The organism is Bradyrhizobium sp. Gha (genome assembly GCF_900113735.1).
In the GTDB taxonomy this organism is placed as follows: domain Bacteria; phylum Pseudomonadota; class Alphaproteobacteria; order Rhizobiales; family Xanthobacteraceae; genus Bradyrhizobium.
The window spans coordinates 333,571-359,484 of sequence record NZ_FOQM01000003.1 but is presented as its reverse complement, the minus strand read 5'-3'; the positions used below and the strand labels follow the sequence as shown (position 1 = coordinate 359,484).

Annotated in this window: 24 protein-coding genes; 17 read left to right on the top strand and 7 right to left on the bottom strand. The window is 64.1% G+C overall.

Annotated features, from left to right (window positions below):
* Positions 1–39 precede the first annotated feature (39 nt).
* Complete coding sequence (locus BM222_RS07425) at positions 40–1,146, bottom strand: DUF1236 domain-containing protein (protein ID WP_092227620.1); 1,107 nt, start codon at positions 1,144–1,146, stop codon at positions 40–42.
* Between the two features lie 113 nt (positions 1,147–1,259).
* Here BM222_RS07425 and BM222_RS07420 point away from each other — a divergent pair, with 113 nt between their 5' ends.
* The 3 genes from BM222_RS07420 (at position 1,260) to BM222_RS07410 (ending at position 2,877) form a co-directional block, all read left to right on the top strand.
* On the top strand, positions 1,260–1,709 hold the full coding sequence (locus BM222_RS07420) for an NUDIX hydrolase (protein ID WP_092227619.1): 450 nt from the start codon (positions 1,260–1,262) through the stop codon (positions 1,707–1,709).
* Positions 1,710–2,020: 311 nt separating this feature from the next.
* On the top strand, positions 2,021–2,617 hold the full coding sequence (locus BM222_RS07415) for a hypothetical protein (protein ID WP_092227618.1): 597 nt from the start codon (positions 2,021–2,023) through the stop codon (positions 2,615–2,617).
* Positions 2,614–2,877, top strand: a complete 264-nt coding sequence (locus BM222_RS07410) for an HGGxSTG domain-containing protein (RefSeq protein ID WP_092227617.1) — start codon at positions 2,614–2,616, stop codon at positions 2,875–2,877. Before BM222_RS07415 ends, BM222_RS07410 begins: the two co-directional genes overlap by 4 nt.
* 15 nt (positions 2,878–2,892) lie before the next feature.
* Here BM222_RS07410 and cax read toward each other — a convergent pair whose 3' ends face one another.
* A complete protein-coding gene (cax, locus tag BM222_RS07405) occupies positions 2,893–3,996 on the bottom strand; it encodes a calcium/proton exchanger (protein WP_092227616.1) in 1,104 nt (367 codons plus the stop codon).
* A 223-nt stretch (positions 3,997–4,219) separates the two neighbouring features.
* On the opposite strand from cax, the gene BM222_RS07400 reads away from it, so the two are divergent.
* Positions 4,220–4,573: a response regulator gene (locus tag BM222_RS07400; protein ID WP_092227615.1), complete on the top strand. Its 354-nt coding sequence runs from the start codon at positions 4,220–4,222 to the stop codon at positions 4,571–4,573.
* Positions 4,574–4,753: 180 nt separating this feature from the next.
* Positions 4,754–6,271: a CYTH and CHAD domain-containing protein gene (locus BM222_RS07395; RefSeq protein ID WP_092227614.1), complete on the top strand. Its 1,518-nt coding sequence runs from the start codon at positions 4,754–4,756 to the stop codon at positions 6,269–6,271.
* A 126-nt stretch (positions 6,272–6,397) separates the two neighbouring features.
* Here BM222_RS07395 and BM222_RS07390 read toward each other — a convergent pair whose 3' ends face one another.
* The gene (locus BM222_RS07390) at positions 6,398–6,850 is read right to left on the bottom strand and encodes a cupin domain-containing protein (protein ID WP_092227613.1); all 453 of its coding nucleotides are present in this window, start codon (positions 6,848–6,850) and stop codon (positions 6,398–6,400) included.
* 538 nt (positions 6,851–7,388) lie between these two features.
* Between BM222_RS07390 and BM222_RS07385 the strand changes: the two genes are divergently transcribed.
* Positions 7,389–7,979: a hypothetical protein gene (locus BM222_RS07385; RefSeq protein WP_143105907.1), complete on the top strand. Its 591-nt coding sequence runs from the start codon at positions 7,389–7,391 to the stop codon at positions 7,977–7,979.
* Between the two features lie 163 nt (positions 7,980–8,142).
* On the opposite strand, the gene BM222_RS07380 is transcribed toward BM222_RS07385, so the two are convergent.
* Positions 8,143–9,573 (bottom strand): TAXI family TRAP transporter solute-binding subunit, encoded by a 1,431-nt coding sequence (locus tag BM222_RS07380; RefSeq protein ID WP_177243072.1) that lies wholly within the window; start codon positions 9,571–9,573, stop codon positions 8,143–8,145.
* Between the two features lie 252 nt (positions 9,574–9,825).
* On the opposite strand from BM222_RS07380, the gene BM222_RS07375 reads away from it, so the two are divergent.
* From BM222_RS07375 to BM222_RS07355, 6 genes are all read left to right on the top strand, one after another.
* Positions 9,826–11,070: an MFS transporter gene (locus tag BM222_RS07375; protein ID WP_092227762.1), complete on the top strand. Its 1,245-nt coding sequence runs from the start codon at positions 9,826–9,828 to the stop codon at positions 11,068–11,070.
* A 67-nt stretch (positions 11,071–11,137) separates the two neighbouring features.
* Positions 11,138–12,331, top strand: coding sequence for a M20/M25/M40 family metallo-hydrolase (locus BM222_RS07370; protein WP_092227610.1), 1,194 nt, complete (start codon positions 11,138–11,140; stop codon positions 12,329–12,331).
* A gap of 18 nt (positions 12,332–12,349) precedes the next feature.
* A complete protein-coding gene (locus BM222_RS07365; protein ID WP_092227609.1) occupies positions 12,350–13,378 on the top strand; it encodes a helix-turn-helix domain-containing protein in 1,029 nt (342 codons plus the stop codon).
* A gap of 385 nt (positions 13,379–13,763) precedes the next feature.
* The gene (locus BM222_RS40910) at positions 13,764–13,940 is read left to right on the top strand and encodes a hypothetical protein (protein ID WP_177243055.1); all 177 of its coding nucleotides are present in this window, start codon (positions 13,764–13,766) and stop codon (positions 13,938–13,940) included.
* A gap of 118 nt (positions 13,941–14,058) precedes the next feature.
* Positions 14,059–15,147: a mandelate racemase/muconate lactonizing enzyme family protein gene (locus BM222_RS07360; protein WP_092227608.1), complete on the top strand. Its 1,089-nt coding sequence runs from the start codon at positions 14,059–14,061 to the stop codon at positions 15,145–15,147.
* A 191-nt stretch (positions 15,148–15,338) separates the two neighbouring features.
* The gene (locus BM222_RS07355) at positions 15,339–16,487 is read left to right on the top strand and encodes an amidohydrolase (RefSeq protein WP_092227761.1); all 1,149 of its coding nucleotides are present in this window, start codon (positions 15,339–15,341) and stop codon (positions 16,485–16,487) included.
* 47 nt (positions 16,488–16,534) lie between these two features.
* Here BM222_RS07355 and BM222_RS07350 read toward each other — a convergent pair whose 3' ends face one another.
* Entirely contained in the window at positions 16,535–16,759 is a 225-nt protein-coding gene (locus BM222_RS07350) for a DUF4349 domain-containing protein (protein WP_092227607.1), read from the bottom strand.
* Between the two features lie 326 nt (positions 16,760–17,085).
* On the opposite strand from BM222_RS07350, the gene BM222_RS07345 reads away from it, so the two are divergent.
* The 5 genes from BM222_RS07345 to BM222_RS07325 all read left to right on the top strand — a co-directional run bounded on the left by BM222_RS07345 (position 17,086) and on the right by BM222_RS07325 (position 21,487).
* Entirely contained in the window at positions 17,086–17,535 is a 450-nt protein-coding gene (locus BM222_RS07345) for an Hsp20 family protein (protein ID WP_092227606.1), read from the top strand.
* A gap of 107 nt (positions 17,536–17,642) precedes the next feature.
* Positions 17,643–17,984, top strand: coding sequence for a hypothetical protein (locus tag BM222_RS07340; RefSeq protein ID WP_092227605.1), 342 nt, complete (start codon positions 17,643–17,645; stop codon positions 17,982–17,984).
* 209 nt (positions 17,985–18,193) lie between these two features.
* Positions 18,194–19,621 (top strand): sodium:solute symporter family protein, encoded by a 1,428-nt coding sequence (locus BM222_RS07335; protein WP_092227604.1) that lies wholly within the window; start codon positions 18,194–18,196, stop codon positions 19,619–19,621.
* Positions 19,618–20,802, top strand: a complete 1,185-nt coding sequence (locus tag BM222_RS07330; protein WP_092227603.1) for a sialidase family protein — start codon at positions 19,618–19,620, stop codon at positions 20,800–20,802. The genes BM222_RS07335 and BM222_RS07330 overlap by 4 nt, the downstream gene beginning before the upstream one ends.
* 4 nt (positions 20,803–20,806) lie before the next feature.
* A complete protein-coding gene (locus tag BM222_RS07325; protein WP_092227602.1) occupies positions 20,807–21,487 on the top strand; it encodes an SDR family NAD(P)-dependent oxidoreductase in 681 nt (226 codons plus the stop codon).
* An 86-nt stretch (positions 21,488–21,573) separates the two neighbouring features.
* Here BM222_RS07325 and BM222_RS07320 read toward each other — a convergent pair whose 3' ends face one another.
* Both BM222_RS07320 and BM222_RS07315 read right to left on the bottom strand, forming a co-directional pair.
* Positions 21,574–22,551, bottom strand: coding sequence for an ABC transporter substrate-binding protein (locus BM222_RS07320; protein WP_143105906.1), 978 nt, complete (start codon positions 22,549–22,551; stop codon positions 21,574–21,576).
* 189 nt (positions 22,552–22,740) lie between these two features.
* Positions 22,741–25,848: a DEAD/DEAH box helicase gene (locus tag BM222_RS07315; RefSeq protein ID WP_092227760.1), complete on the bottom strand. Its 3,108-nt coding sequence runs from the start codon at positions 25,846–25,848 to the stop codon at positions 22,741–22,743.
* Positions 25,849–25,914 lie beyond the last annotated feature (66 nt).

The window sequence follows — 25,914 nt, the reverse complement described above, 5'->3', positions numbered from 1 at the left end:
CAAGAAGCCGCTCGATGGAGCGGCTTCTTGCGGCGGCGGCTAATCGATTTCCTCGATCACGCGACGCTCGTGCGGCTCGACGACATAAGTCCTGCTGTCGCGATGGATGTAGCGGTACTCCCGCAGGTCCGGCGCATCCCGGTAGACGGTGCTCGGGAGTTCCTCGACTTCGACACTCTCGGGAACGCGATCACCGACATGGATCTCGGTGCGCGCGCTGCTGCCGGTGGTCCGCGGTTCGCGCCGCTCCTCTATGCGGGCCCTGGCATGCTTGCGGATCACCTCGCGATCGCGATCCGAGAACTTGCTGGCGCTGCGCTCGCGGGTCGTCGTCGTCGCGGTGGACTGCCCCGAATATGGAAGCACCGTTACGATCTTGTAGGTCGAGGGATCGACCACGACGATCTCGTCCTTGACCAGCGCAAAGCTGTAGCCGCGATATTGCGGCACGATCTCGACGACATCGGGCGGCAGCGTCGACAGCTGCACGTCGCGCGGCACCACCGTGCCGACGCTCAGCGAGAAATTCACGTTGGTCAGCGGCCGTACGTTCAGATGCGAGATCGAGGCACTGATCTTGGTCTCCTGCTGCCGATCGAGCTTGGCGTCGGGGCGGGCAGCCATTTGCGAATTGGTCCCTGTCCGTTCGCCCTGCGCCTGGTTGGTGGCCGGCGCCTGCTGGGTCTGATTGGCTCCGGTCGCGCTCGGCGCCTGTTGCGCCTGATTGCTGGTGGCGGGCGGTTGACTGGAGCGATCTTGCGCCTGGTTCGTGTTCGTCGCGGCCGGCGGGTTGGCGCTTTGCTGGGTCGCGGGTGGATTGGTCGTGCTCGAGCTTGCCGTACCGTTCTGCGGCCGTGACTGATTGTCAGCGCTGTTGGCGGCATTGGTGCTGGAACCGCTGGGTCCTGACGATGGTGCGGTGCTCTGCGTGTTCTGCGCCGATGGTCCCGAGGATTGCTGCGGCTGGGACGTGGTGGTCTGCTGCGACTGCGCCGCACCCGAGGGCGCGGTGGTCGACGGCGTTGCGGATTTGTCCTGGGATGGCGAGGATTGCTGAGACGTCGTGTTCGCGCTCGGCGGCGATTGCGCGAAGGCGGCGCTCGCCAGCACAAGTCCCAATGCGGTGGTTGCCAGCAGGCGGATCATGGTTCACTCCCTTTTGTTCGATCAAGCGTTCGCTACTAACCTGCGCTAAGAGGCGCGGTTCCAGATTTTTCCCGAACGAGAAGTTTGACCCTCTGCCTGCACGGAACCTTGCGATGCCATCGAGAAGCGCCGGAATCCTTGCCTATCGAAAACGTCGCACATGCGAGGTGCTCCTCGTCCATCCCGGCGGGCCCTTGTGGCGCAACAGGGATCTCGGGGCGTGGTCGATTCCCAAGGGCGAATATGCCGACGAGAACGCAGAGCTTGCGGCACGACGGGAGTTTGCCGAAGAGCTCGGAGTTGACGTGTCCGTGCCGCTGATCGCGCTCGGCGAGGTCAGGCAGCGCGGCGGCAAGATCGTCACTGCCTTCGCGGCCGAGCTGGATGTCGAGGCGGCCCAAATCCGCAGCAACACTTTCGAGATCGAATGGCCGCCGCGCAGCGGCAAGCGGCAAACCTTTCCCGAGGTCGATCGCGCCGAATGGTTCACCCTCGAGGAGGCGTACGCCAAGATCAACGAAGGCCAGCGCCCGCTGCTCGCGCGCCTGCCCCGCGGCAAGTGAGCGCGGCCGATCAGCCCAAACGACGAAAACAACCCCATGCACAGTAGCCGCGCCAGCCGGAACCGCGGCTTGGCCCGGTGAGGATGCTGAATATCAGAAATTTTGGTTTGACCCGTCGGGCAAAACAGGCGCATGATGGCATCATCGCGCGGTCAGCCGGTGGTCACCGACGCCCTCATGGGCGCCTTGACCTGGCTTGCACGAAAATTCCTTCCCGAGATCTGAAAATCAAAACCGCCGCGTCAGCAAGCGCGCGATCGGCTTCGCTCACAACGAGCCTTCGCGCTTTGCGCCGGCAAAGGACCCATCGCATGACGACATTCCTGACAACCACCGAGGCCATGCCCATTCCGACCGACGATCGCGGCCCGATCACCGCAGTCCCAAAGGTCAAACTCCGTCGCAGGCGCGTCGTGATCGACCACCCCGATCCGCACAGCGGCGAGAAGCTGCTGGGCGAGGCGCTCGGCGCCGCCGACCGCGACGCGCTGCACGGTCTCCTGAGCCAGCTCGTGAAAGCCAGCGCCGTCGCGCTCAAGCCCGACCAGGGCAATCTCTCCTTCATGATTTCGATGCTGAAGAGCATCGCGCCTAGGGATTCGCTCGAGGCCATGCTGGCGACGCAGATGGTGAGCATTCAGGTCGCGACAATGCGCTGCGCCTGCCGCCTCGCCTGCACCAACGAGGTGACGCAACAGGAAAGCCTGACGCGCGCCCTGACCCGGCTATCGCGCACCTTCGCGAGCCAGATGGAGGCCCTGAACCGCCATCGCAGCAACGGCGCGTGCGCGATCACGGTGCAGAATCTGTCCGTGCAGGATGGCGGCAAGGCCGTCGTCGGTCATTTCACACAGCACGCGAACATGATCGCTGCGCAGCAGGGCCTTGTGGACGCCGTCGGCGCATGAGCCATGCCCGCAACACCGGACCGATGCAAGAGAGCCCGCGCTGCGGCGCGCAAACACGCAACGGTGAGACCTGTCGCGCGCCGGCACTGCGCGGCAAGGCGCGCTGCCGCATGCATGGCGGGGCATGGGGATCGGGAGCGCCTGATGGGAACGGCAATGCGATCAAGCACGGCTACTATACCGGCGAGGCCATGAGCGAGCGCAGGCAAATCCGCGACTTGTTGAGCGAGACGCAAAAACTTCTGCGGGAGCTGAAGTGAGCGGCGCCTGAGGTGTTAGATGGGCCCGTGGGAGCCTGGAGGCACCATGTAGAGTGTCATCGCGAAGATGGCATAGATGCACAACAAGAGCGCACCGACAAACCAGGCCGACCGTCCACCGTTGGTGACGAAGCATGCGACGACGCTGGCGATCATCACCATGGTCACGGCTCCCGGCCAGAATTGCAGATCCATCGGCTTCGGTCCCACAAGATAGCTGAGGAGCACGAGGAGGGGCGCAACGAACAAGGCGATCTGGGAGGCACTCCCCAACGCGATGCTCACGCTCATATCCAGCCGGTTCCGCCGAGCGGCCGAGAATGCCACCGCCATCTCGGCTGCCGCGCCGACCAGGGCAACGACGATGAAACCGACGAACGCCGGTGTCATACCCAGTGTCTCGGCCGCCTTCTGGACCGACTCGACGAATATCTCGCTCACGAGCGCGACCAGAACGGTCACGACCAAAAGCGTCGGAACAGCTATCGAGATCGGCAGCACCAGGCCCGCCGCTTCGGCGTGCTCGCCGCTCACAAACAGCTCCTTGTGCGTGCGCAGCGAGAACAACAGGCTGAGACCGTAGGCGACAATCAGGAGAACAGCCAGCGCTGCACTCAGGCGATGAACGGCGGCCTCGATTCCCTGAAAGTTGAGGTCGGCCACCGCGGACGGCGAAAGCAGGGCAATCGTGGCCATCAGGAGCAACGCGGAGTGCAGCCGTCCCCCTGCGCGGTTGTAGTCCTGCACGTGATGCCTCAGTCCGCCCAGAAGCAATGATGCTCCCAGCATGAACAGCGAATTGGTGACGATGGCGCCGGCAATGGACGCCTTGACCAGCATGTACTCACCGGCACGCAAGGCCGTCACGGCAATGATGAGCTCCGTCAAGTTCCCAAGCGTCGCGTTCAACAGCCCGCCGACGGCGTCACCGGTCTTCTCCGCGACGGCCTCGGTCGCGTGGCTCAACAGGCTTGCGAGCGGAACGATGGCGATCACCGCCAGCACGAACAGCAGCGTGTGCGCGTTCGGCATGAGGTGGGCCAACACGATGACCACGGGAACGAAGACCAGCAGCCACAGCAGTGGACTGTGCCGGATTTCCTTGAGCAGCAGGTTCATGGACCGCCCTCCAGCCCTATCCTGACGACAGTGACCCGCCTGACGTTGATCTATCTCAAGCGGCGCATGCCGGAGATTCCGAGTGACCGGGATGCCCGTCAATCGGACGGCCCGTGGTCGCGTAACCCCCAAAGGCGAAACCGAGAGCGGAACACGGCACACCGCAGCCGGAACAGAATCACTGGCTTTGCACTTAACAAATGATATGAAGTGAGGTGCAACCATGGGCCAATCAAAGCCGATCCGGCCGACCGCAATCGTCGTCGAAGATGACGACATTCAGCGCGAAATGCTGGCGATGCTGCTCGAGGACAACAACTTCGAGGTGCTCCAATGCGAGGATGCGGAGACCGCCGCTCTGGCGGTGAAGGCACGGCACCCCTCCCTGATCGTCACGGACATCAGTCTGGTCGGGAAGATGAATGGCGTCGATCTCGCTCACTTTGCTCAACGGCAGGACGCCGATGTCCGGATCATCGTCATTTCAGGGCGGCCGCTACCCCGCCCTTTGCCGCCCGGGGCCAAATTCTTGGCCAAGCCGGTCTACCCGACAGCGCTGCTCGCCGAAGCGGCATGATCGCGCGACAGGCGAGCTGAGCTCTTTGCGGAAAATCCATCGTGGCCGCAAGGCATCAATGGGTTTCGCTTGTCTGCTCACAAGCGCCGCTTCGGATTGAGAACCCCCCATCGAAATGGCGGCCGCGGGCGGAACTTCCCGCGACTGCGCCACTTCTCAAGGGCAACGGGAAGTCGTCCGATGAGCGCAGAAACGGAACTGAAATTCCAGCTTTCACCGCGGAAATTGTCGTCCGTGCTGCCCAACGACGGTTCGCGTCAGCGGCGCCGCGACACGTCGCGGCACACGCTCGTGTCGACCTATTTCGACACGCCCAAGCGCAAGCTCAGGCGACATGGCCTGACGCTGCGGGTCCGCGAGGTCGACGGCCAGTTTGTGCAGACCGTGAAAGCGGGGGGCTCCGCTGGCATGACGCGCGGCGAATGGGAGGATGAAATTGCCGGCACGAAGCCGGACCTCGCCAAGACGAAGAATTCACCGCTCGGCGACCTCGCCCGCAGCAAGAAACTTGCTCGCAAGCTGAAGCCGGTGTTTCGGACCAATGTTCATCGTACGACCCAGGCAAGACGGGTCCGAAGCAGCCGGATCGAGCTTGCCATCGATCACGGCCGCATCGAGGTCGGAGGCCGCTCGCGTCCCGTTTCCGAGCTGGAGCTGGAATTGAAGTCCGGACAGGTCGCCGATTTGTTCCGTCTGGCGCGGACTCTCGAACGCAGAACGGGTGCGGAACTGGATCTGCGCTCGAAGGCTGATCGCGGCTTCCAGCTCGCGACGGGAACTGGTTTGGGTGCGCAGCGCGCCGAGCCGATCACGCTGGAGCGGGCGATGTCCCCTCGCGAGGCGTTTTCCGTGATCGCACATTCGACGATGCGTCAGATCACGGCGAATGCCGATCCGGTGCGCACGATGCAGTCCGAAGGGGTTCACCAGATGCGTGTCGGCTTGCGACGGCTGCGGGCCGCCATCTCCCTGTTCAAGGACGTGCTGCCGCGCGCGAGCACCGCGCGCATCAAGGCCGAGCTCAAATGGCTCACGAACGAGCTGGCGCCGGCGCGCGAGATCGACGTATTTCTGAAGGAGAGCATCGAGCCGGTCGCCGACCAGGGCGTCCCGAAGCGGGGCCTTCGTGCGATCCAGCGGAGGTTCGCCGGGCAGAGATCGGAAGCCTTCGACCGCGCGCGCAACGCGCTCGCATCGCCCCGGTACCGCCGCATGCTGATCGACGTGCTGCAATGGATCGAGGCCGGACGTGCTCACGCGGGCGATGACCGACCGATCGTCGCCTATGCCGCCGACGTGCTTGACCGGCGGATCCGGAAGGCGCGGAAGCAGGGCAAGCAATTGGGCGATCTCGACCCGCGACAACGCCACAAGCTGCGCATCCGAATCAAGAAAATCCGCTATGCCCTCGATTTCTTCGAGAGCCTCTATCGCGATCGCGACCAGAACGAGCTCGCTTCTCTCTCGGGTGTGTTGAAGCGCATCCAATCCGCGCTGGGATCGCTCAACGACTTCATGGCACACCGCGAGCTGGCGACGCAGGCGGCCTTGACCGCGCCGCCGGCGAACCGGCGCGCGCAGGCTTTTGTGTCAGGCTTCATCGCCGGCGAGGAACATGAGGCAGCACGTGGCCTGATGAAGGATGCCGCAAAGGAGCTGCATCGGTTGCACCGGCTGCGCATCGCGCCGGGCGGATGATCTTGGAGAACCGGCATGGCAAGAGCAGGTACGTCATGGGCAGGTACTTCATTGGCGGGACGTCATCTTGGCAAGAAAGGATATCCGGCGACGCCCACCGTCGGGCCAGCAGCCGAAGTGCGATCTTTACTTCGAAATGGCGACGGACGAAGCCGCGACGATCTTCGGCACGTTCCGCGTGATTAAGGACTTGACCTTGTTGACGACATGCATGGCGATACCGATCGGGGAATGGCGGAGGAAGGCGATCTTCCTCACATAGCCCTGGACGTGCCATTTGGCGTGCGCGCCTCTGCGAAAAATGATCACATCGCCAACGCCATATCGCTTCGGCGGCATCCCCTCGCTCTCGAGCATGATCCATCCTTCGAGGATCACGCTCGTCTCGTCACGATCGTAGTACCAGTTGAATTTGCCCTCGGTGCACGACCAGATCACGGTTTTGGCAGTGTTGCATGCACTTGCCGACAGCAGGCGCAAGCGAGCTTCCGGATTGCCTTCAATGATCCAGGATGGCTCAATCGGCGACGGCGCCAGATCATCCATTCTCCAATTCCAAATTTCAATTGGCACAGGCATTGGTCCAACACCTCCGAATTCCACGGCTTCAAACATGCCCGTAGCGCTGGTTGCCGAGTTTTGCCGGGCGCCTCCATAATTGAATTTTAGGCGGAAGGCGTGAAGAGCCAAGTTGTCGCAAGAGAGCCTTTCATTACGCTCAAAAGAGGTAGTCATTCTCCGCTGCAAAAAATAGGAACCACGACAAATCCGTTTCGCCGAGCCGAGGCAGAAGATGGGCCGCGGCCTGCTCTGGGTGGATCATCACCTTGGAACTCGCGTCTGCCAGAGCTCCATGCTCGTTCATGTCCGACTTGGATATGCCTGAGCGGATCACAACCGTGGATTTAGTCGCGTGCGGAGCTCGAAGAACGGCGAAGTCCGTCGTCTGTCGTGTGTACCTCTCGATGGGGGGTACTCCTTCTGGCCGGTCATTCCCTCGCGACTTTGCAGTAGACTCTTTGAGAACTGGAGATGGGCCCTGTGAGTGCGGGCCCGTTGTGGCGGGCGTTCGGGCTACGTGCGAACTGAAGCGACGTCGGGTGCCCAGGTGCAGAACATGCGATCCAGACCGGCAAAATCGTGGATCGGCTTGGCTTTTGCAGCCAGCCTGTTTTTGGCGGCTATCATACTCGTGGTCCGCGGCGCTGACGTGCACGGCACCAATGCCGCACTTTTCGCGACAGGACGCCTCCAGTTCCTTTGGTTCTGGGCGGCATATGCCGGAGGGCCATTGACGACGCTGTTTGGTGCGACGTTTCTGCCGTTGAAGCAGCGTGGGCGCGAGCTTGGCCTTGCCTTCGCAGCCGCACTCATTGTTCATCTCGGCCTTGTCAGCTGGCGTTGCTGGATTGGCGCAGTCCCGACCGTCGCTGTGTTCCTCCGTTTCGGAGCCGCTGCGGCTCTAACCATTCTTCTTGCCATTCTCTCCTTTGGAAACCTGCACGAGCTGCTCGGTCCAAAGAGCTGGAAATTACTGCGAATAATCGGAATGAATTACATTCTCTACGTGTTTCTCGTCGACTTCCAGAATCCGTTGGAACGAGGAATTATCCTATATTTGCCCTTCAGCGTGATGGCTGCCGCCGCCGCCTTGCTGCAGTTGGCGGCCTGGGGCGTCCAGCTACGCTCCGCTCGAACGGCGGTTTGAGCCGTGACGCGGGACCCGGCACAGTCTCGATGACATTGCTCGGTCGGACGGTCTTGGTACGTCAGCGTGCACTGCCCATCGGCGCAGACCGCTCTCGCCGAGGCCGACAGACTCGTCGGGCCTCGCGGAATTGGCAAGCCAAAGGGAGTCCCGACAGGCCGGTTTACGTGCCGCCTGATCCTCGCGACGCCGTCGTTGCCGCTCGAACCGTCTCGACATTGGCACGTGGCAACGTCGCCCGCCTCTCGGCGATGGCGTTGCGCAACAGATCGAGAACCAGCCCGAAAGCCGCGAGCTCCTCTTGCTCGATTGCACCGTCGTCGTAGCACGCGAGGGTTTCACGGATGATCTCGTCGGCCTCATGCTGGAGACCCAGAAGCTGCTGGTTGGACTCCGCGGTCCGCGCACTGGAAACCATCGCCAGGATTTTCTTGCGATGGCTGGTGTTTTCCTCCCTTTCGTCGCGGTTCAGATAGCGGCGCAGCCAAGCGGCGGCCGAGCCGACGCCGGAGAGAAGCAGGAGCCCGAACCAGAAGTAATCGCCGTAGCGGTCGAGAAACGTGCGTTCATTGCCGTCGATCACGGCCGCCGCTCCCCGATGGACCGGCAACTCGGTGTCCTTCTCGAGGTCCGGCTTGGTGATGTGAGAGGCGCCGGGAACCTGCTTCGCGATCGTCTGACGAACGGCAAAGAGCTGCCGGAAGAAAGCGGCAACGGTCGTTTCGGACAGAGTCTTTCTCGCCACGATGAGGTGGCTGACGCTGACCGTCTCGACCTTGTCGTCCGGCCAAGCCGGGTCCGCATTGAAGACGCTGGGCGGAATTTCCTCGGATTCATACCGGGGATGCTTCAAGGCGATCGCTTCGGATGTCTCGATGGCGAGAAACTTCGGCTCGCCTCGTATCCGCGCCGTTGCAGCGATGGCGTCAGATGTGATTTTGCTGTCGAGCGGCCCGACCGCCATGAAGGCATCGAGCTGGAGGTCGCGCGCCAGCTCGTCGAGGTGGTCCGTGCCGAAGTGCGTCACGGTGACCTTGTCCGCCTCAATCCCAGAGGCGCTCAGGATCACCCGCAGCAACGCGGCATTCGCCGCGGTCTTCCCGATGATACCGATATGACGCCCCGCGAGATCGGCAACCTCCTTGATTTTCGGCGTCTGCTTTCTTTTCGAGGTCTTGGTTGCACGTCCGGACGGTGTCCACAGAACGACGAAGTTCTTGCGCAAGACCGCGACGGTCTGTGCTTCGGCAGGCATCTCCAGGTCGCCGCGGCCAACGGCCAGATCGGCCTTGCCGGCGCCAAGCAGGGCAAGAGCCTCCGCCGCTCCCGCCGTTTTGATCGGCGACAGCCTGATGGTCCGGCTCTCGGTACGGAAGGCATCGGCTATCGCCTGAATGACCTTGTCGTCGTCGCTGCCAGGCGGTCCAACGGCGATCCGGAGCGTGTCCGGCCGCAACACGAAATAAAGTGCAGCCGATGCGACGGCAAAAACAAGAAATCCAACCCCGAGAACCAACAATAGGGAATTGCTTCTTCTCCGCACTCGGCGGGCCGCGTCACTGGTTGTCTGGCTTGTTCTCTCGGACACAGACATCACCGCTGCCGATCGCAGATGCTTCCACGTTCTCCCGAGTACAACGTCTTGACGGCCGCCGCGGTTCATCGGCCTGACGCCTGGAATGGCCGCCACCCGGATGAAGGCACGTTGTGGACGGCTCCCAAGCCCTCGTCATCGTGGTCTGCCTTCAGGGCTGGTCGGCCCTGCGCCAATGCCTCGCCCCCGGCTGTTGGCATGGGCCGTCCGATCGTGTAACGGCACAAAAAAACGCGTTGGGACGGGATGCCGATGAGTGCGGTTGCGACTGAAGAAGTGGGAAATGGCACCCGCGCGCTGATCCTTGCGCTGCTGGCGCTGGCCTGCGGGCACATGCTCTCGACGTTGCTGCGCACGATTCCGGCGGTCAGCCTCGACCTGATGGCCGCGGATTTCCGGATGGAGCCGCAGGCACTGGCGAGCCTCACCTCGGTCTATCCGTTCGCCTTTGCCGCCGCGCAGATTCCCGTGGGCGCTGCGATGGACCGCTTCGGCGTGCGGCCGGTGTCGCTGAGCCTGCTTGCGGGAACCGTGATCGGTGCGATCGCCTCGGGCTTTGCCACGGGGCCTTCGAGCTTCGCGATCGGGCAAGTGCTGCTCGGCATCGCCACCTCGGGCATGCTGATGTGCCCGATGACGCTGGCGGCCAAGCAATTGTCGGCCGCGCGATTCGGGCTGTGGTCGGGCGCGATCCTCTCGATCGGCAATGTCGGCATGCTGTTGTCGTCGAGCCCGCTGGCCTTCGTGGTCGATCATTACGGCTGGCGCGCCGGGTTCTGGATCGCAGGCCTCGGCGGCGTCCTCGTCGCGCTCGCCGTCTTCACGCTGGTGCCGAGCCAGCCGGCCGAGCACAAGGACGATTCCTCAGCCCTGTCGCAGATGATCGCGGTGCTCAGGCTCGGCCTGTCGCGGCCCCTGCGCGGCCTGATCGCGCTGGCGCTGGTGTCGCTGTCGACCTCGCTGGTGCTGCGCGGCCTGTGGGGCGGCCCGTGGCTGATGGACATCAAGGGATTGTCGCGGGTCGAGGCCGGCAACCAGCTCGGCGCGTTTACACTGGCGATGATCGCCGGTCCGCTTCTCGTCGGCATGATCGACCGCAAGCTCAGTCGTCGCCGCGAGCTGGTGGCGGGCTCGCATATGATCGGAGGTTTGCTGCTGGCTTTGATGGCGCTCGGCGCGCCGCATGATCTGGTGTCGATGCTGTTCGGCGTGCCCGTAATGCCGCCGCTCTATGATCTCGTGCTGTTCGTGCTCATTGGCATCGCGACCTCGGCGCAGCCATTGCTGTTCGGCATGTCGAGGCAGCTGGTCGACGCGCAAACCGCAGGCAAGGCGCTCGCGGCGATCAACCTCGCCTTCTTCCTCGGTGCCGCATTGATGCAATCGGTCACCGGCGCGGTGGCGGCGTTCGCGGGGCTGCCGGCGGTGCTGCTGTTCATGGCCGCGGCGCTGCTGCTGGGTGCAACGATCTTCCTCGCATATACGCGCAGCGTCTGAGGCCCTTGCACAACGCATCGGCGCGGGAGATGCTGGCGCGCAACCGTCCAGCAAGGGAATGATTTTGATGCCTGTCGACACCAAAGCCGCGACCGACCGCCTCATGCGCTTCCTCTCGGTGGAAGGCGTCACCGGACTGGAGGCGGCGATCGGGCGGGAGCTCACGGCCGCATTGAAGGAGAGCGGCGTGCCGGCGAAGGCGATCCGGCTCGACGACGCCAACACCCGCATTCCCGTGCCGACCGAAACAGGCAATCTGATCGTCGACCTGCCCGGCCGCGGCGCGCTGCACAACCAGCCGCGCATCATGTTCATGACCCACATGGACACCGTGCCGCTCTGCGCCGGCGCCAAGCCGAAGAAATCCGGCCGCAGAATCGTCAACTCCGCCAAGACCGCGCTCGGCGGCGACAACCGATGCGGCTGTGGCGTGCTGGTGACGTTGGCAGCGGAGCTGGAAAAGCAGAAGCTCGATCATCCGCCGATCACGCTGTTGTTCTGCGTGCGCGAGGAAAGCGGGCTCTATGGCGCGCGGCACGTCAAGCTGGACGAGCTGGGGTCACCGGTGATGGCGTTCAACTATGACGGCGGCTCGGCCTCCAACGTCGTGATCGGCGCCGTGGGCGCGGACCGCTGGACGGTCGAGATCATGGGCCGCGCCTCGCATGCCGGCGTCGCGCCCGAGCGCGGCATTTCCGCGACCATGATCATGGCGCTCGCGCTTGCCGACGTGAAGGCCGGCGGCTGGTTCGGCAAGGTGGTGAAGGGCAAAAGGCAAGGCACCAGCAATGTCGGCCCCGTCACCGGCGGCGCAGGCCGTCCCGCGGGCGATGCCACCAACGTCGTCACCGACTACGTGCATGTGCGCGGCGAAAGCCGCAGCCATGACGGAAAATTCTTCAAGGAGATCACCAAGGCCTACAAGGCCGCCTTCGAGAAGGCGGCGAAGAAGGTGACGAACGTCCAGGGCAAGTCCGGCAAGGTCAAGTTCAAGGCCGAGACCGATTATTATCCGTTCCGCATGAAGGACGGTCAGCCCGTCATCAAGCGCGCGGTCGAGGCCGTGTCCGCGGTCGGCGGCACGCCGAACGTCCGCACCGCCAATGGCGGCCTCGATGCCAACTGGATGGTTCGCCACGGCATTCCGACCGTGACCTTCGGCGCGGGGCAGAACGAGGCGCACACCATCGACGAGTGGATCAATCTCGACGAATATGACCGGGCGTGTGCGCTGGCCGTGCAGCTCGCGACGATGCGGTGAGCTGCCCGAGAGGCCGTCATGCGCAGCCGATCGGCGAACGGCTTGAGCTCAATCCTCAGCGCGACCGGCGGTATCGCCCGGCTCGCCTGCGCCCATCTGCGCCGCAAAGGCAGGGATCCGGCGCCGGTGCTCGCGCAAGTGGGCCTCACGCTCCAGGACATCGCGGATCCCAAATGCCGCGTCGCCGCCGCAGCGCAGGTCAGGTTGCTCGAGCTGGCAGCCGCGGAGCTGGAAGACACGCATTTCGGCTTGCACCTCGCGCGCGACTTCGAGCTCGGCCAGATCGGCCTGGTGTATTACGTCATGGCGTCGTCCGAACATCTGGCTGACGCGCTTGCGAACGCTGCACGCTATTGCGCGATCAACAATGAGGGCGTGCGATTGGAGGTGTCCGCCGGTCGCACGCTTTCGATCGGGCTGGAATACCTCGACCTCGATCGTTGCTCCGATCGTCATCATGCTGAATTCTGGGTGGTGACCCTGGTGCGCATCGCGCGTGCGCTGACCGGCGGCAGGCTCTCACCAGAACAGATCAGGTTGAGACACCGCAGACCACGGGTCCGCCCCGGCATCGACCTTGGCTGCGCCATCGACTATGGCGCCAATCGGGACGAGATCGCGTTTCCCGAACAGAGTGCCGCACTGCGGGTCACGAGTGCTGACACCCATCTCAACCGGATACTGCTCGAGTATGCCGACGACGCCTTGGGCCGCCGCAAGGCGCAGCGCAGCAGCTTGCGCGCGCGCATCGAGGACCAGCTGGTCCGGCTACTCCCCAACGGCAAGGCCAACGTGCTGGAGGTGGCGCGCCGCACAGGAATGAGTCGTCGCACGCTTGCCCGCGCTCTCTCGGACGAGGGCACGAATTTTTCCGCTGTGCTTTCCGACCTGAGACAAGCCCTCGCCAAACGCTATCTGCGCGATCAGGACCTGCCGGTCTCGGAAATCGCCTGGCTGCTGGGCTATCGGGAAGTCAGCTCCTTCAGCCACGCCTTCAGCGGCTGGACGGGAGTGACGCCGCGGCAATTCCGGAGTGCGGGTTCCTGATGGCGCGCCGCTTGGCGCGAAATCCCAAAGGATTGGCCCGAATCGACAAGCAAGCCCGCAGTGAATGCTCTAGTGAGTTGGCCGCATTTTGAGGTCAACGGCGCCGCGGGTTCATGCACCAATCTCTCGAAAGAGCGCCGCCGCGATGTTCCCGCTGCGGCTCCGAAACGCTCCGTCTGATCGTACGCTACAGCGATCCGCGGACGGACCACGTCGTGCGCCTGTTCAAGTGCCGGTGCGGCAACGAAGTTCGAGACGAGGTGGCTTCGACATGAGGTCCTGGGACGTCTGGTTCACGGCCTCGCTCGTGTGGCTCTTGCTTCTGCTCGCCATGTTCATCTGGATCGCAGCAGTCTGACGAAGCGGAACGTATCGAGATGGGCTTATGAAGGATTTCGTCGCTGCACTGGAAAAGCTGCGCAAGGACGCTGCCGAGGCCGCGCTGATCCGCGACCTCACCACCCGATCGTCCAAGCGGGACGTGTTCGACCGGCTGCATCGACACTACAGCCGTCTGGCCGACGAAGTCGAGCAGGCGATGAATCAGGCGGGCCTGCCGTAATGGATCCAGGCGCCCGCGCGATTCCCAACGTGCATGACGACGCAGCAGCATTGCCGCGAACGCAGTTGCCCGAGGCTCCATGTCAGCCTAGCCTGCAACGAAAATGCAGGGAGCAAACATGCCACGCATCGCGACGATCGAATCCGCGCTCTACCGGATCCCCCTCCCCGTCACGTTGTCCGACTCCACCCATGGTGACATGTCGGCTTTCGAGCTGATCACCTGCCGCGTCCGCGATGCCGATGGCGCGGAAGGCACTGGCTACACCTACACGGTCGGACGCAACGGCGGCGCCGTCGCAGACATTCTCAAGCGCGAGATCCCGCCGCTGGTCGACGGGCGCGAGGCTGAGGACACGGAAGCCCTCTGGCATCACGTCTGGTGGGGCCTGCATTATGGCGGGCGCGGCGGGCCGGCGGTGCTGGCGCTGTCCGCGCTCGATATCGCGCTGTGGGATTTGAAGGCGCGGCGGGCCAAACTGCCGCTGTTCCGCCTGCTCGGTGGTTTCGATGCGCGCGTGCCGTGCTACGCCGGCGGCATCGACCTCGATCTCCCGGTCGAGGCGCTGTTGAAGCAGACCGACGGCAATCTCGCCAAGGGCTTTCGCGCCATCAAGATGAAGGTCGGCCGGCCCGACCTCAAATCCGACGTCGCACGCCTGGCGGCGATGCGCCAACATCTCGGCGATGGCTTTCCGCTGATGGCGGACGCGAACATGAAATGGACGGTGGAGGAAGCGATCCGCGCCGCCCGCGCCTTCGCAGCTTACGATTTGACCTGGCTGGAAGAACCCATCATCCCCGACGATGTCGCCGGCCACGCGCGCGTCATGCAGGCCGGCGGCGTGCCGATCGCGGCGGGCGAGAATCTGCGCTCGCTGTGGGAGTTCAAGACCTACATCGTCGCGGGCGCGGTGTCCTATCCCGAGCCCGACGTCACCAATTGCGGTGGGGTCAGCGCCTTCATGAAGATCGCGCGGCTGGCGGAGGCCTTCAACCTGCCGGTCACCAGCCACGGCGCGCACGACATCACCGTGCATCTGCTCGCCGCCTGCCCGAACCGCTCTTATCTCGAGGCGCACGGGTTTGGGCTCGACAGGTACATCGAGCATCCGCTGCTGCTCGAAGACGGCAAGGCGCTGGCGCCGGACCGCGCGGGACACGGCATCAGCTTTGACTGGCAGGGGCTGGCGAAGTTGGCGGCGTAGGGCGGCTCCGCGGCCCGGAGGTGCGCCCTGTCTCCCGCTTGCGGAGAGGTGAAGTCGAGTACGCGGCGCGGTCGTCTGCCCGGCAATCATTGAACCTGTCGATGCACGCGAGGCATTCCGAGGCAATTGATGCGGCGCGCCGATAATCGGCTAGAGTGGTGACAGCCGTCATCATCCGAGAGATTCCTGCCTTGACCCCGGAGCTGCACCAGACACTGACCGCGTGGCGCCAGCATCTGCATGCCTACCCCGAACTGTCGTTGCAGGAAAAAGCGACCGCCGCCTTCGTGCAGGAGCGGCTCACCGAGCTCGGCATTCCCTTCGAGGCCAATATCGGCGGCCACGGCGTGGTCGCGACGCTGACGCGCGGATCGGCGCAAGGGCGCGTCGGCTTGCGTGCCGACATGGATGCACTGCCCATCACCGAGCATACCGGGCTGGCCTACGCCTCGAAAAATCCGGGCGTGATGCATGCCTGCGGGCATGACGGGCACACGGCCTCGCTGCTGGGTGCGGCCGCGCTGCTGGCGGCGGACACGGACTGGAGCGGCACCGTCCATTTCATCTTCCAGCCGGCCGAGGAAGGTTTTGGCGGCTCGCGCGCACTGGTCGCCGCCGGACTGTTCGAGCGCTTCCCGATGGAGCGCGTGTTCGGCTTCCACAACTGGCCCGGATTGGAGGCTGGCACCATCGCGGTCCACGACGGCGTGGTGATGGCCTCGGGCGGACGCGTCACCATCACCATCGAGGGCCATGCCGGACATGCCGGCATGCCGCATCTGACGCGTGATCCGGTGATGGCGGCCGGCCATCTGATCGTGGCGATGCAGGGGATCGTGTCGCGCAGCGTCGATCCGCTCGACACCGCCGTGCTCTCGCTGTGCACCATCGAGGGCGGCACCGCGCCCAATCAAATCGCGGGCAAGGTGGTGATCCGCGGCACGCTGCGGCATCATCGCAACGACGTCAAGGACGTCATCCTGGCGCGGATCGGCGAGATCTGCGCCGGGATCGCCACGAGCTTCGAGGTCAAGGTCACCCCTGATATCGTTATGGGCGTCGGCGCCACGGTCAATTCGACGGAGGAAGCGGGCCTCGCGCGCATGGCCGCACAGAAGGTGCGGGCACCGGTCAGGCGCGATCTCGCGCCCAGCATGGCCGCCGAGGATTTTGCGTTCTATCTCCAGCAGCGCCCCGGCGCGTTCGTGTGGATCGGCAACGGGCCCCTGCGCGACGGCGCCGAACTACACGGCCCGCGCTATGATTTCAACGACGCGATTCTCCCGGTAGCATCGAGCTGGATGGCGGAGGTCGCCAAGACGGCGCTGTCGGCGAATTAGAGCGGTGCGTTCTCACGCCGGTGCGGATAGGAGATTGCATACGTCGTTCACCGTTCGGCTCCCCGAAGGGCGGGGACCGCCGAGTCTCTCGGCAGTGTGAATGCGGCGGGAAGAGCGTCGGCAGTGAGAGCTTCGAGGGCAGCCTGCTCCTCGGCAAGGCGCCGCTCGATGAATCGACGTTCAAGCTCCGACAGCTTCGTCTTCAGCAGGCGTCGATAGCGGGAGATGTTGTTTCGGTGCGTGCGAATGCGGGCCAATTCCAGATCGAGCATCGTCGTCGCTCCTGACGGTCTTTCAAAGTCCTTTCGATTGTCCGGGGTGGAAGCGCAGACTTCCGGCGCAAAAAATATTCGCGCCTCTCGTGCTGTCAAGATTCTCTCACATCGCTGGTCCGGGTTCCCAAGCCGCCTCTCAATTTTTTTTACTGCCCCCTCTTGCAAGGCTCCTCCATCGCTCTAAGTCGTTTTTCGCCGCGAGAGCGGTGTGCCGGATGCCCGCCAGGGGTCCGGTGCGGGCGCCGGGCCAGGGTTCTTCGGATTCGGTCTGAACCCCCGTCTTGCGCTCCTTCTTAACCATCTTGCTCCTAGGAGGACTTGGTATGAGGACCAGCTTTGATTTCGCGCCCCTCTGGCGCTCCACCATCGGCTTCGACCACCTTGCCGACCTCGTGGACAGCACGTTGCGTCAGGCCGGCGAAGAGAACTATCCCCCCTACAACATCGAACGCTTCGGCGAAGACCAGTACCGGATCACGCTTGCCGTGGCAGGCTTTGGCGTCAACGACATTACGGTGACCGCCGAACAGAACACGCTGACCATCGAGGGCAAGAAGCCCGAGGCGGCCTCCGGCGAATATCTGTACCAGGGTATCGCGGCGCGGCCGTTCCGTCGTGTGTTCAATCTCGCCGACTACGTTCAGGTCAAGCAAGCCGCTTTCCAGGACGGTCTCCTGATCATCGAACTCCTGCGCGAGATTCCCGAGGCCATGAAGCCGCGCCGCATCCAAATCGCGAACACGCCACCGCAGATTGACCAGAAGGCGGCCTGAGCGTCGAAAGCTCTGGCCATTATTGAGACCAGCATGGCGGACGGCGGCGGCTCGCCGTCCGCCGGTAACGGCATCCCTTTTTGAAAGGAGTGGTGAGGGAGACGACAATGAATGCCAAAGCGAACGTGACCGGTTTCAAGCCGCTCTTCCATCCCGCAGCACACTATGCCTCTGCGAGCGCCGTTCTCGACGACCCCGGTCTTTCGACGCCGGAAAAGCGGATCATCCTGTCGTCCTGGGCTTCGGATATGTACGCCGTCGAATCCCAGCCCGCGCTACGCGAGATCCCCGGCATGGACCGTCCGATTCGACTGACGGACATCCTCGCCGCACTGCGCAAGCTCGATGATGATGACGATCCGCCGCCGCGCGGCGGCGCGGCGATGCGGTTGCGGCGGCCAGCGGCCGCCGCCTCGGGCCCTGAGCCCGCTCACGTCGGCACGACGTAACATCCTCCTCGCTGGAACCCCCTCAATATCACGACGAGATGACCGTTCGCGGGGTCGCCGTCCCGCGGACGCGCAGGCGTGCGCTTGACGCGCAGGCCGCGGGCGGGTTTAATGATCTTTAACAACAATTGTTCGCATTCCGAACATTTGCCGTCGGGCGAAAGCGGGCCTCAACACCGCGTCCCGCGCCACCAGAGGAAACGTTGGAGATGCAAGCTTTGCTCAACGGCGAAAGCACGCTCATCGTCACGATGATCGTCGCCTACATCGCCTTCACGTCCTGGCTCACGCTGAAGCTGCGCAGCCGGACCAGCGACCAGTTCATGACCGCCTCGCGCGCGATGCCCGCCGTCGTCGTCGGCGTGCTGATGATGAGCGAATTCGTCGGCGCCAAATCGACCGTCGGCACGGCACAGGAAGCGTTCCAGTCAGGCCTGGCGGCCGGATGGGCCGTGCTCGGCGCCTCGATCGGCTTCCTGCTGTTCGGCCTCCTGATGGTGAAGAAGCTCTACAATTCCGGCGAATACACCATCTCGGCTGCGATCGCGCAGAAATACGGCAAGTCGACCATGCTCACCGTCTCCGTGATCATGATCTACGCGCTGCTGCTGGTGAATGTCGGCAATTACGTCAGCGGCGCGGCTGCGATCGCCACCGCGCTGCATGTCAGCCTGCCGGTCGCGATGTGCATCATCGCCGTGGTCTCGACCTTCTATTACGTGTTTGGCGGGTTGAAGGGCGTCGCCTGGGTGACGATCCTGCACAGTGCCTTCAAGGTCGTCGGCGTCATCATCATCTTCGCGGTCGCGATGTCGCTCACCGGCGGCATCGCGCCGATGCAGGCCAAGCTGCCAGCCTATTATTTCAGCTGGGACGGCAAGATCGGCTTCACCACCATCTTCGCCTGGACCTTCGGCACCGTCGGAGCGATCTTCTCGACGCAATTCATCGTGCAGGCGATCTCCTCGACACCGAGCGCCGATGAGGCCCGCAGGGCGACCTATTACGCGGCGGCGTTCTGCCTGCCGCTCGGCTTCCTGCTCGCGCTGATCGGCGTTGCCGCAAAATATCTCTACCCTGACATGAACAGCCTCTACGCCCTGCCGGTGTTCTTGGAAAAAATGCCGCCGCTGGCCTCCGCCTTCGTGACGACGTCGCTGGTCGCCTCGATCTTCGTCAGCGTCTGCACCGTCGCGCTCGCGATCGCCTCGCTGGTGGTGCGCGACTTCTACGTGCCCTATTGGCAGCCGACGCCGGAGCGCGAGCTGAAGATGACGCGCGTGTTCTCGATCGTGATCGCGATCGTGCCGCTGCTCTTCGTGTTCTTCATCCCGGAGATCCTGAAACTGTCGTTCTTCACGCGCGCGCTGCGCCTGTCGATCACGATGGTGGCGATGATGGGCTTCTATCTGCCGCTGTTCGCCAGCAATCGCGGCGCCACCGCGGGCCTGATCGGCGCGGCAATCTCGACCACGGTCTGGTACCTGCTCGGCAATCCCTTCGGCATCGACAACATGTACGTCGCCGCCGCGACGCCGCTGCTGGTGATGGCGATCGAGCGCGTGGCGATGGGCCAGGCCCCCGCCACCCCGCAGGCCACGCAACCCAATGCATTCGTTGAAAGGACTTCGACATGATGGCCGACCTCGAGATCGCCGCCGACGGCGCCGTGCGTCAGGCGACCGGCGACCCTGACAGGTTCGAGGCTTTCATTCCCTCGCCTTGCGTGCAGAACCATGCCGCCAATCTGATGCCGCTCGCCAATGGCGATCTCGCCTGCGTCTGGTTCGGCGGCACGCAGGAGGGCATGTCCGACATCTCGGTGTATTTCTCGCGGTTGCCGCGCGGCGCGACAGAGTGGTCACCGGCGGAAAAGCTGTCCGATGATCCCGGCCGCTCGGAGCAGAACCCCGTGCTGTTCCCTGCCCCCGACGGCACGCTGTGGCTGATGTGGACGGCGCAGCTGGCCGGCAACCAGGACACCGCCATCATCCGCCGCCGCCTCTCGCGCGACAACGGCCAGAGCTGGGGCCCGATCGCGACGCTGTTCCCTGAATATCGCGGCCGCGGCACCTTCATCCGCCAGCCGATCGTCGTGCTCGACAATGGCGACTGGCTGTTGCCCGTATTCTATTGCCACAGCACACCGGGCCGGAAATGGAACGGCGACGGGGACACCAGCGCGGTGAAGATCTCCTCCGATGCGGGCGCCACCTGGCGCGACATCGAGGTGCCAGGCAGCCGCGGCTGCGTGCATATGAGCATCGCGCGCCTCGACGACGGAACGCTGCTGGCGATGTATCGCAGCCGCTGGGCCGACAACATCTATCAAAGCCGCTCCACCGATCACGGCCGCAGCTGGTCGGCGCCCGAAGCGACCGCACTGCCCAACAACAACTCCTCGATCCAGCTGACGCGACTCCACAACGGCCATCTCGCGCTGGTCTTCAACGATTCCAGCGCCAAGGATGCAACCGGCCGCCGGGTCTCGCTCTATGACGAAATCGAGGACGATCTTCCGCCCGTGCTCGCCGGCGACGGGAGCAAAGCGGGCGGACGCACCGCGTTCTGGGGCGCGCCAAGAGCGCCGATGACGCTGGCGATCTCGACCGACGGCGGGCGCTCCTGGGCCAAGCGCGACGTCGAGACCGGCGACGGCTATTGCATGACCAACAATTCGCGCGACCAGACCAATCGCGAGCTGTCCTACCCCAGCGTCAAGCAGACCGCCGATGGCGCGATCCACATGGCCTTCACCTTTCATCGCCGCGCGATCAAATATGTGAGGGTGACCGAAGCATGGGTGAAGCAGGGCTGAGGCGATGGAGAAGAGGCCGCATGCGCTCGTCACCGGCGCCAGCTCAGGCATCGGCGCGGCGATCGTCGAGCGCCTGCTGCGCGATGGCTGGCGCGTTACCGGTATCAGCCGGCGCGCTGTAACGTTCGATCATCCGGCATTCGAGCACCTGTCGCTCGATCTCGCCGATGTCGAAGCGATTGCAGCCGCCGTCGCCGATCTCGCGCCGACCGCGCTGGTTCATGCGGCCGGCATGCTGAAAGTCGCCCCGCTCGGATCGCTCGATCATGACGAGGGCGCCGCGATGTGGCGGCTGCATGTCGACGCGGCCGAACGCCTCGCCGATGCGCTGGCGCCACGCTTGCCGCAAGGCGGCCGCATCGTGTTCATCGGCAGCCGCACCGCAGCTGGCGCAGCCGGCCGCGGTCAATATGCCGCGACAAAAGCCGCGCTGGTCGCACTCGCGCGATCGTGGGCAGGTGAACTGGCGTCCCGCGGCATAACAGTGAATGTCATTGCGCCCGCCGCGACCGAAACGCCGATGCTCAACGATCCGGCGCGCGCCAACGTCACACCAAAGCTGCCACCGATCGGCCGCTTCATTCGGCCGGAGGAAGTCGCGGCTGCCGTCGCCTTCCTGCTTTCGGCGGATGCGGCCGCCATCACCGGGCAGCAACTCGTGATCTGCGGCGGCAGCTCGCTTTGAGCCAAGGCATGTACGACCGATATCCGGTCAATTTCCCGCACCGGACCGAGACCGGACATTCTCCGAGGTCGCAAACAGTCGCTGGCCTATTCGATGACTTCGTCCGCGAGCGCGGCCAGGGTCGACGGAATTTCGAGCCCTATCGACTTCGCGGTCTTTAGATTGATGACGAACTGGTAGCGTGTCGGCTGTTCTACCGGGAGGTCGGCTGGTGTCGTACCCTTGAAAATGCGATCGACCATCGCTGCAGCGCGTTCGAAGGATTCGCTTGAATCGGCTCCATAGGACATCAAGCCGCCGTCACGAACGATCGATTCTGCCTCGTAGATCGCCGGCAGCCGGTGTGTGGCGGCATAGTCGATCACTCGCTTGCGGTTGAGGAGAGTCAGTGAATCCGAAACCATCAAAATGGCATCGGGCGGATCGCGCGTCATCGCCTCGAAAGCTTCGTTGAAGTCATCAGGTTCCCGAACGCCAAGCGGCTGAACTGTAATCCCGAGCCCCTGAGCAGCCTTTGCCGATGTCTCGTAACGCATGGACATGCCGAGATCATCCTTGTTCCAAATCATCGCGACGTGGTGCAGTCTGGGCAACAAGGCCGTCAGCAGAGAAAGCCGTTTGGTGGAAAGGGTCGATGCGTCATCCGCTATTCCGGTCACGTTCCCGCCCGGATGCGCGAGACTTTCGACCAAGCCGGTCTTGACCGGATCGCCCGAGCCGGACGCGAGGACTGTCGGAACGCCCGATATTTTGGCGGCGGATGCGGCCGGATAGCTGATCGTGACAACAACGTCCACGCCCGCGGCCTTCAGCTCCTGCATCAGCTGCGGAACCAGCTCAAGCTTGCCCGACGCGCCACGCGCCTCGTGGACCAAATTGTGTCCAACCACGTAGCCACGTTTCGCCAGTTCGTCGAAGAAGACCTTACCACGATCCGCCGCAGCAGAGATCGGGGGGCCCGCAGTGAGTGTCCCAACGCGATAAACCCTCGCGGTCTGAGCACGCGCGGCAACGGGGCAAGCTGCCACGCAGCTTACAAGAGCAAGGAATTCCCGTCGTCGCATCTCCGCCTCCAAGGCAAGAACGGCCGGTGTATCCGTCTCAACTTAGCAGGTGCGGTAGCCATCGCGCGAAATAAGTTTGGTGGTCGCCGACCTTCGAGTTGAGGCAAAACCAGTAAAACTCAAACCCGGGCAGACGTTTTCTGCCTGGCCGTCAGCCGCCGCCATCACCTTTATGAGCACACGCCCGGCTCACGATTCGTCGAGAAGCTCCAGCAACTCGTCGACCCGCTCGAACGGCGCATCCCGCATCGGGCTGTGATAGACGACGCGATCGCCATCGCGTTGCAGCGACTTGCCCTTGGACTTCCGCAGCCGTCCCGGCAGGAACGTCGCGGCGACAGCGCTTTGGCCGACGTCCAGGCGAATGATGCCCCGGCGTTTGCAATCGAGCCTCAGCCGCGCGGCCGCAAAGACATCGCGGGCGGCCTGCGGCAATGGCCCGAAGCGGCGGGCGGTTTCCTCCTCGAGGTCGTCGAGCTCGTCCTCGCTGGCGCAACGCGCGGCGCGGGCATAGAGCTCGAGCCGTACGGGCGCGGATTGCACGTAGCTTGCGGGAAGCATGTCGGCGACCGGCAGGTTGAGATCGGGCACCCACACCACGGACATGCCGTCCTCGACCTTCTCCGAGGCCATCTTCAGGAGATGGCTGTAGAGCACGGGGCCGAACACCTGGACGTGGCCGGATTGCTGCTCCGAGAACAGATCGCCCGCGCCGCGGAGATCGAGATCGCGCTCGCTGATGGCGAAGCCCGCGCCCGGCCGGCTGAACTCCTCGAGCACGGCCAGTCGCTTCTCCGATTGCCCCGAGGTCGATTCCGTCAAGAGATAAGCGAAGGCGCGGATGCCGCCACGGCCGACGCGCCCGCGCAGCTGATGAAGCTGGGCGAGACCGAAATTTTCCGGCCAGCACACCACGATGGTGTTGGCGCGGGGGATGTCGAGGCCGCTCTCGACGATGTTGGTGGCAAGCAGCACATCGGCCTTGCCTTCGACGAACGTCATCATGCGCTCGTCGATCTCGTCCGCCGGCAATTTGCCGTGCAAACAGACGATCTTGAGATCGGGCGCGACCGCCTGTACGCGCGCCAGCATCGGCTCCAGATCCTGGATGCGCGGGCAGATCAGGAAACTCTGCCCATGCCGTCGCTGCTCGCGCAGCAAGGCCGAGGCGATGGCGGCATCCGACAGCGGCGCGATCTTGGTCGCGACCGGAAGACGGTGAACCGGCGGCGAGGCAATGACGCTGAGATCCCTGAAGCCGGCAAGGCCCGCGGCGAGCGTGCGCGGGATCGGCGTGGCGCTCATCCAGAGCGTATGGAGATTCCTGGCGAGACCGGAGAGCTTTGCCTTCTCGGCGGCGCCAAAATGCTGCTCCTCGTCGATGATGACGAGGCCGAGATCGTCAAACTTGACGTCCTTCGAGGTCAGCGCCTGCGTGCCGACCACGACCTTGATCCGGCCGCTGCGCAGGCCTTCCTTGGTCTCCCTGACCTCGGCAGCCGATGTCGCGCGCGACAGGCTGCCCACCTCGATATCAACTGGCGCGAAGCGCTTGCGGAAGGTCGCGACGTGTTGCCGCGCCAGCACTGTCGTCGGCACCGCGATCGCCACCTGCTTGCCTGACAGCACCACGGCCGCCGCCGCACGAAGCGCCACCTCGGTCTTGCCGAAGCCGACGTCACCGCAGATCACCCGGTCCATGGGATGGCCGGATGCCAAATCATCGAGCACGTCGTTGATGGCCTTGGCCTGATCGATGGTGGTGAAATAGGGAAAGCGTGCCACGAATTTTTCGTAGGCCGAGCCAGGCGGCACCAGCTTTGCCGCCTTCCGCCGCTTGCGCTGGCTGATGTGCTTGGCAAGCACCTTGCCCGCGACCTGAATCTCCTGCTCAGCCTCGCTGCGGCGGGCCCACCATGTGCTGCCATCCGCCTTGTCGAGCGCGAGCTTTCCGAGTTCCGTCGAATAGGGCCACATCAGCGCCAGATCAGGCGGCGGCACCAGGACCGCGTTGTCTCCCGCGAAGGACAGCCTGACCATCTCGCGCAAGGCGCCGCCGCCGGTGTTCACGGTCTGCAAGCCATCCAGCACGGCGAGACCGCGCTGAAGATGCACGACCACTGTTCCCTGTTCCGGCACGTCGGCATGATCGAAGGCCGCGCTCCAGCTTCGCGCCATCGGTTGCGGATGATGCGCACGGCTGCCGAGCACGTCGGTTGCCGTCAGAACGACGGTGGCTTTCCTGCCTGGAATGACGAAGCCGCCGTCGAGATCGGCCAGCAGCGCCACGTCGCGATGGCGGGCGTCCTCGGCCTCCGCCCAATCCGCGACGCGCTCCACCCGCACGCCGCTCATGCGCTCCATCGCGCGCAAATCCTCCTCCTGCGCCGCGGCGAAGATCAGGCGCGAACCGTCGTGCCTGACATCCTCGACGAAGGCGCGAAGCGCTTTCCTGGCGGATGACAGCTTTGAGAATTCAGGCGTCGGCTGGAACGGAGCATTGCGCGGCAGCACCTTCATGCCACGGGTCGCCTGCTTCCAGTCAGTGCGTCCCAGATATTCGCGCTCCCTGTCGGCGCGGCCGGCGGCCTCCTCGATCGTGCTCAGCCAGGCATCGGCATGATCAGACACGCCGGCATCCGCGATCCACTTGGCCTTTCCGCAATAGTCGAACAGCGTCGCGCGCCTGGCCCGCGCGCCTGACAGGGCTGTTCGTTCCGACATGGGATCGACCAGAAGCTCCCCGGTCTCGAAGATGATGTCGTGCTCTTGCGGATCGAACGCCACGATCCGCTTGATGGTGCGCGCCGAATGCTCCACCCGGAACGGACCCAGTGCTCCGGCCGGAAATATCTCGAAGGTCTGGCCGTGAAACAGGGCGCCGCCCGGATAATCCGGCTCGTCGTCGAGGTCATAGCCCAATTCTTCGAGACGAACGCGAAGCTCGCTCTCGGAGAAGGTGCCGCCGACTTTCAGCGCCGTGTTCAGCCGCAACAGGCTCGCGGGCGGCGGCAAGCGCTCCATCACGGCTTCCGCGGTCGAGACGAGAAAGATGGGATGCTTCGATTTCGCAAGCCGCCGCAGCACCGAGGCTCTGCGGCCGGCGATCTCGCGCGATGGTTCCAATTGATCGAACGGCAGGGTGTTCAGCCGCGGAAACACCAGAACTTCGCAGGACGGGTCGAGCGCATGAATAACGCTGCCGAGCCGCTCCGCCCTGTTCTCGCTTTCAGCGAGGAACACGAGACCGTTGCGGCCGGACTCCTTCCACTGCGCCAGCAGATGCAGCGCCATCATGCCGAGGGGCGATGACGATGCGATCGCGGCGCGTTGCGAAGCCTTGCCTGGCTTCGGCGCAGCCTT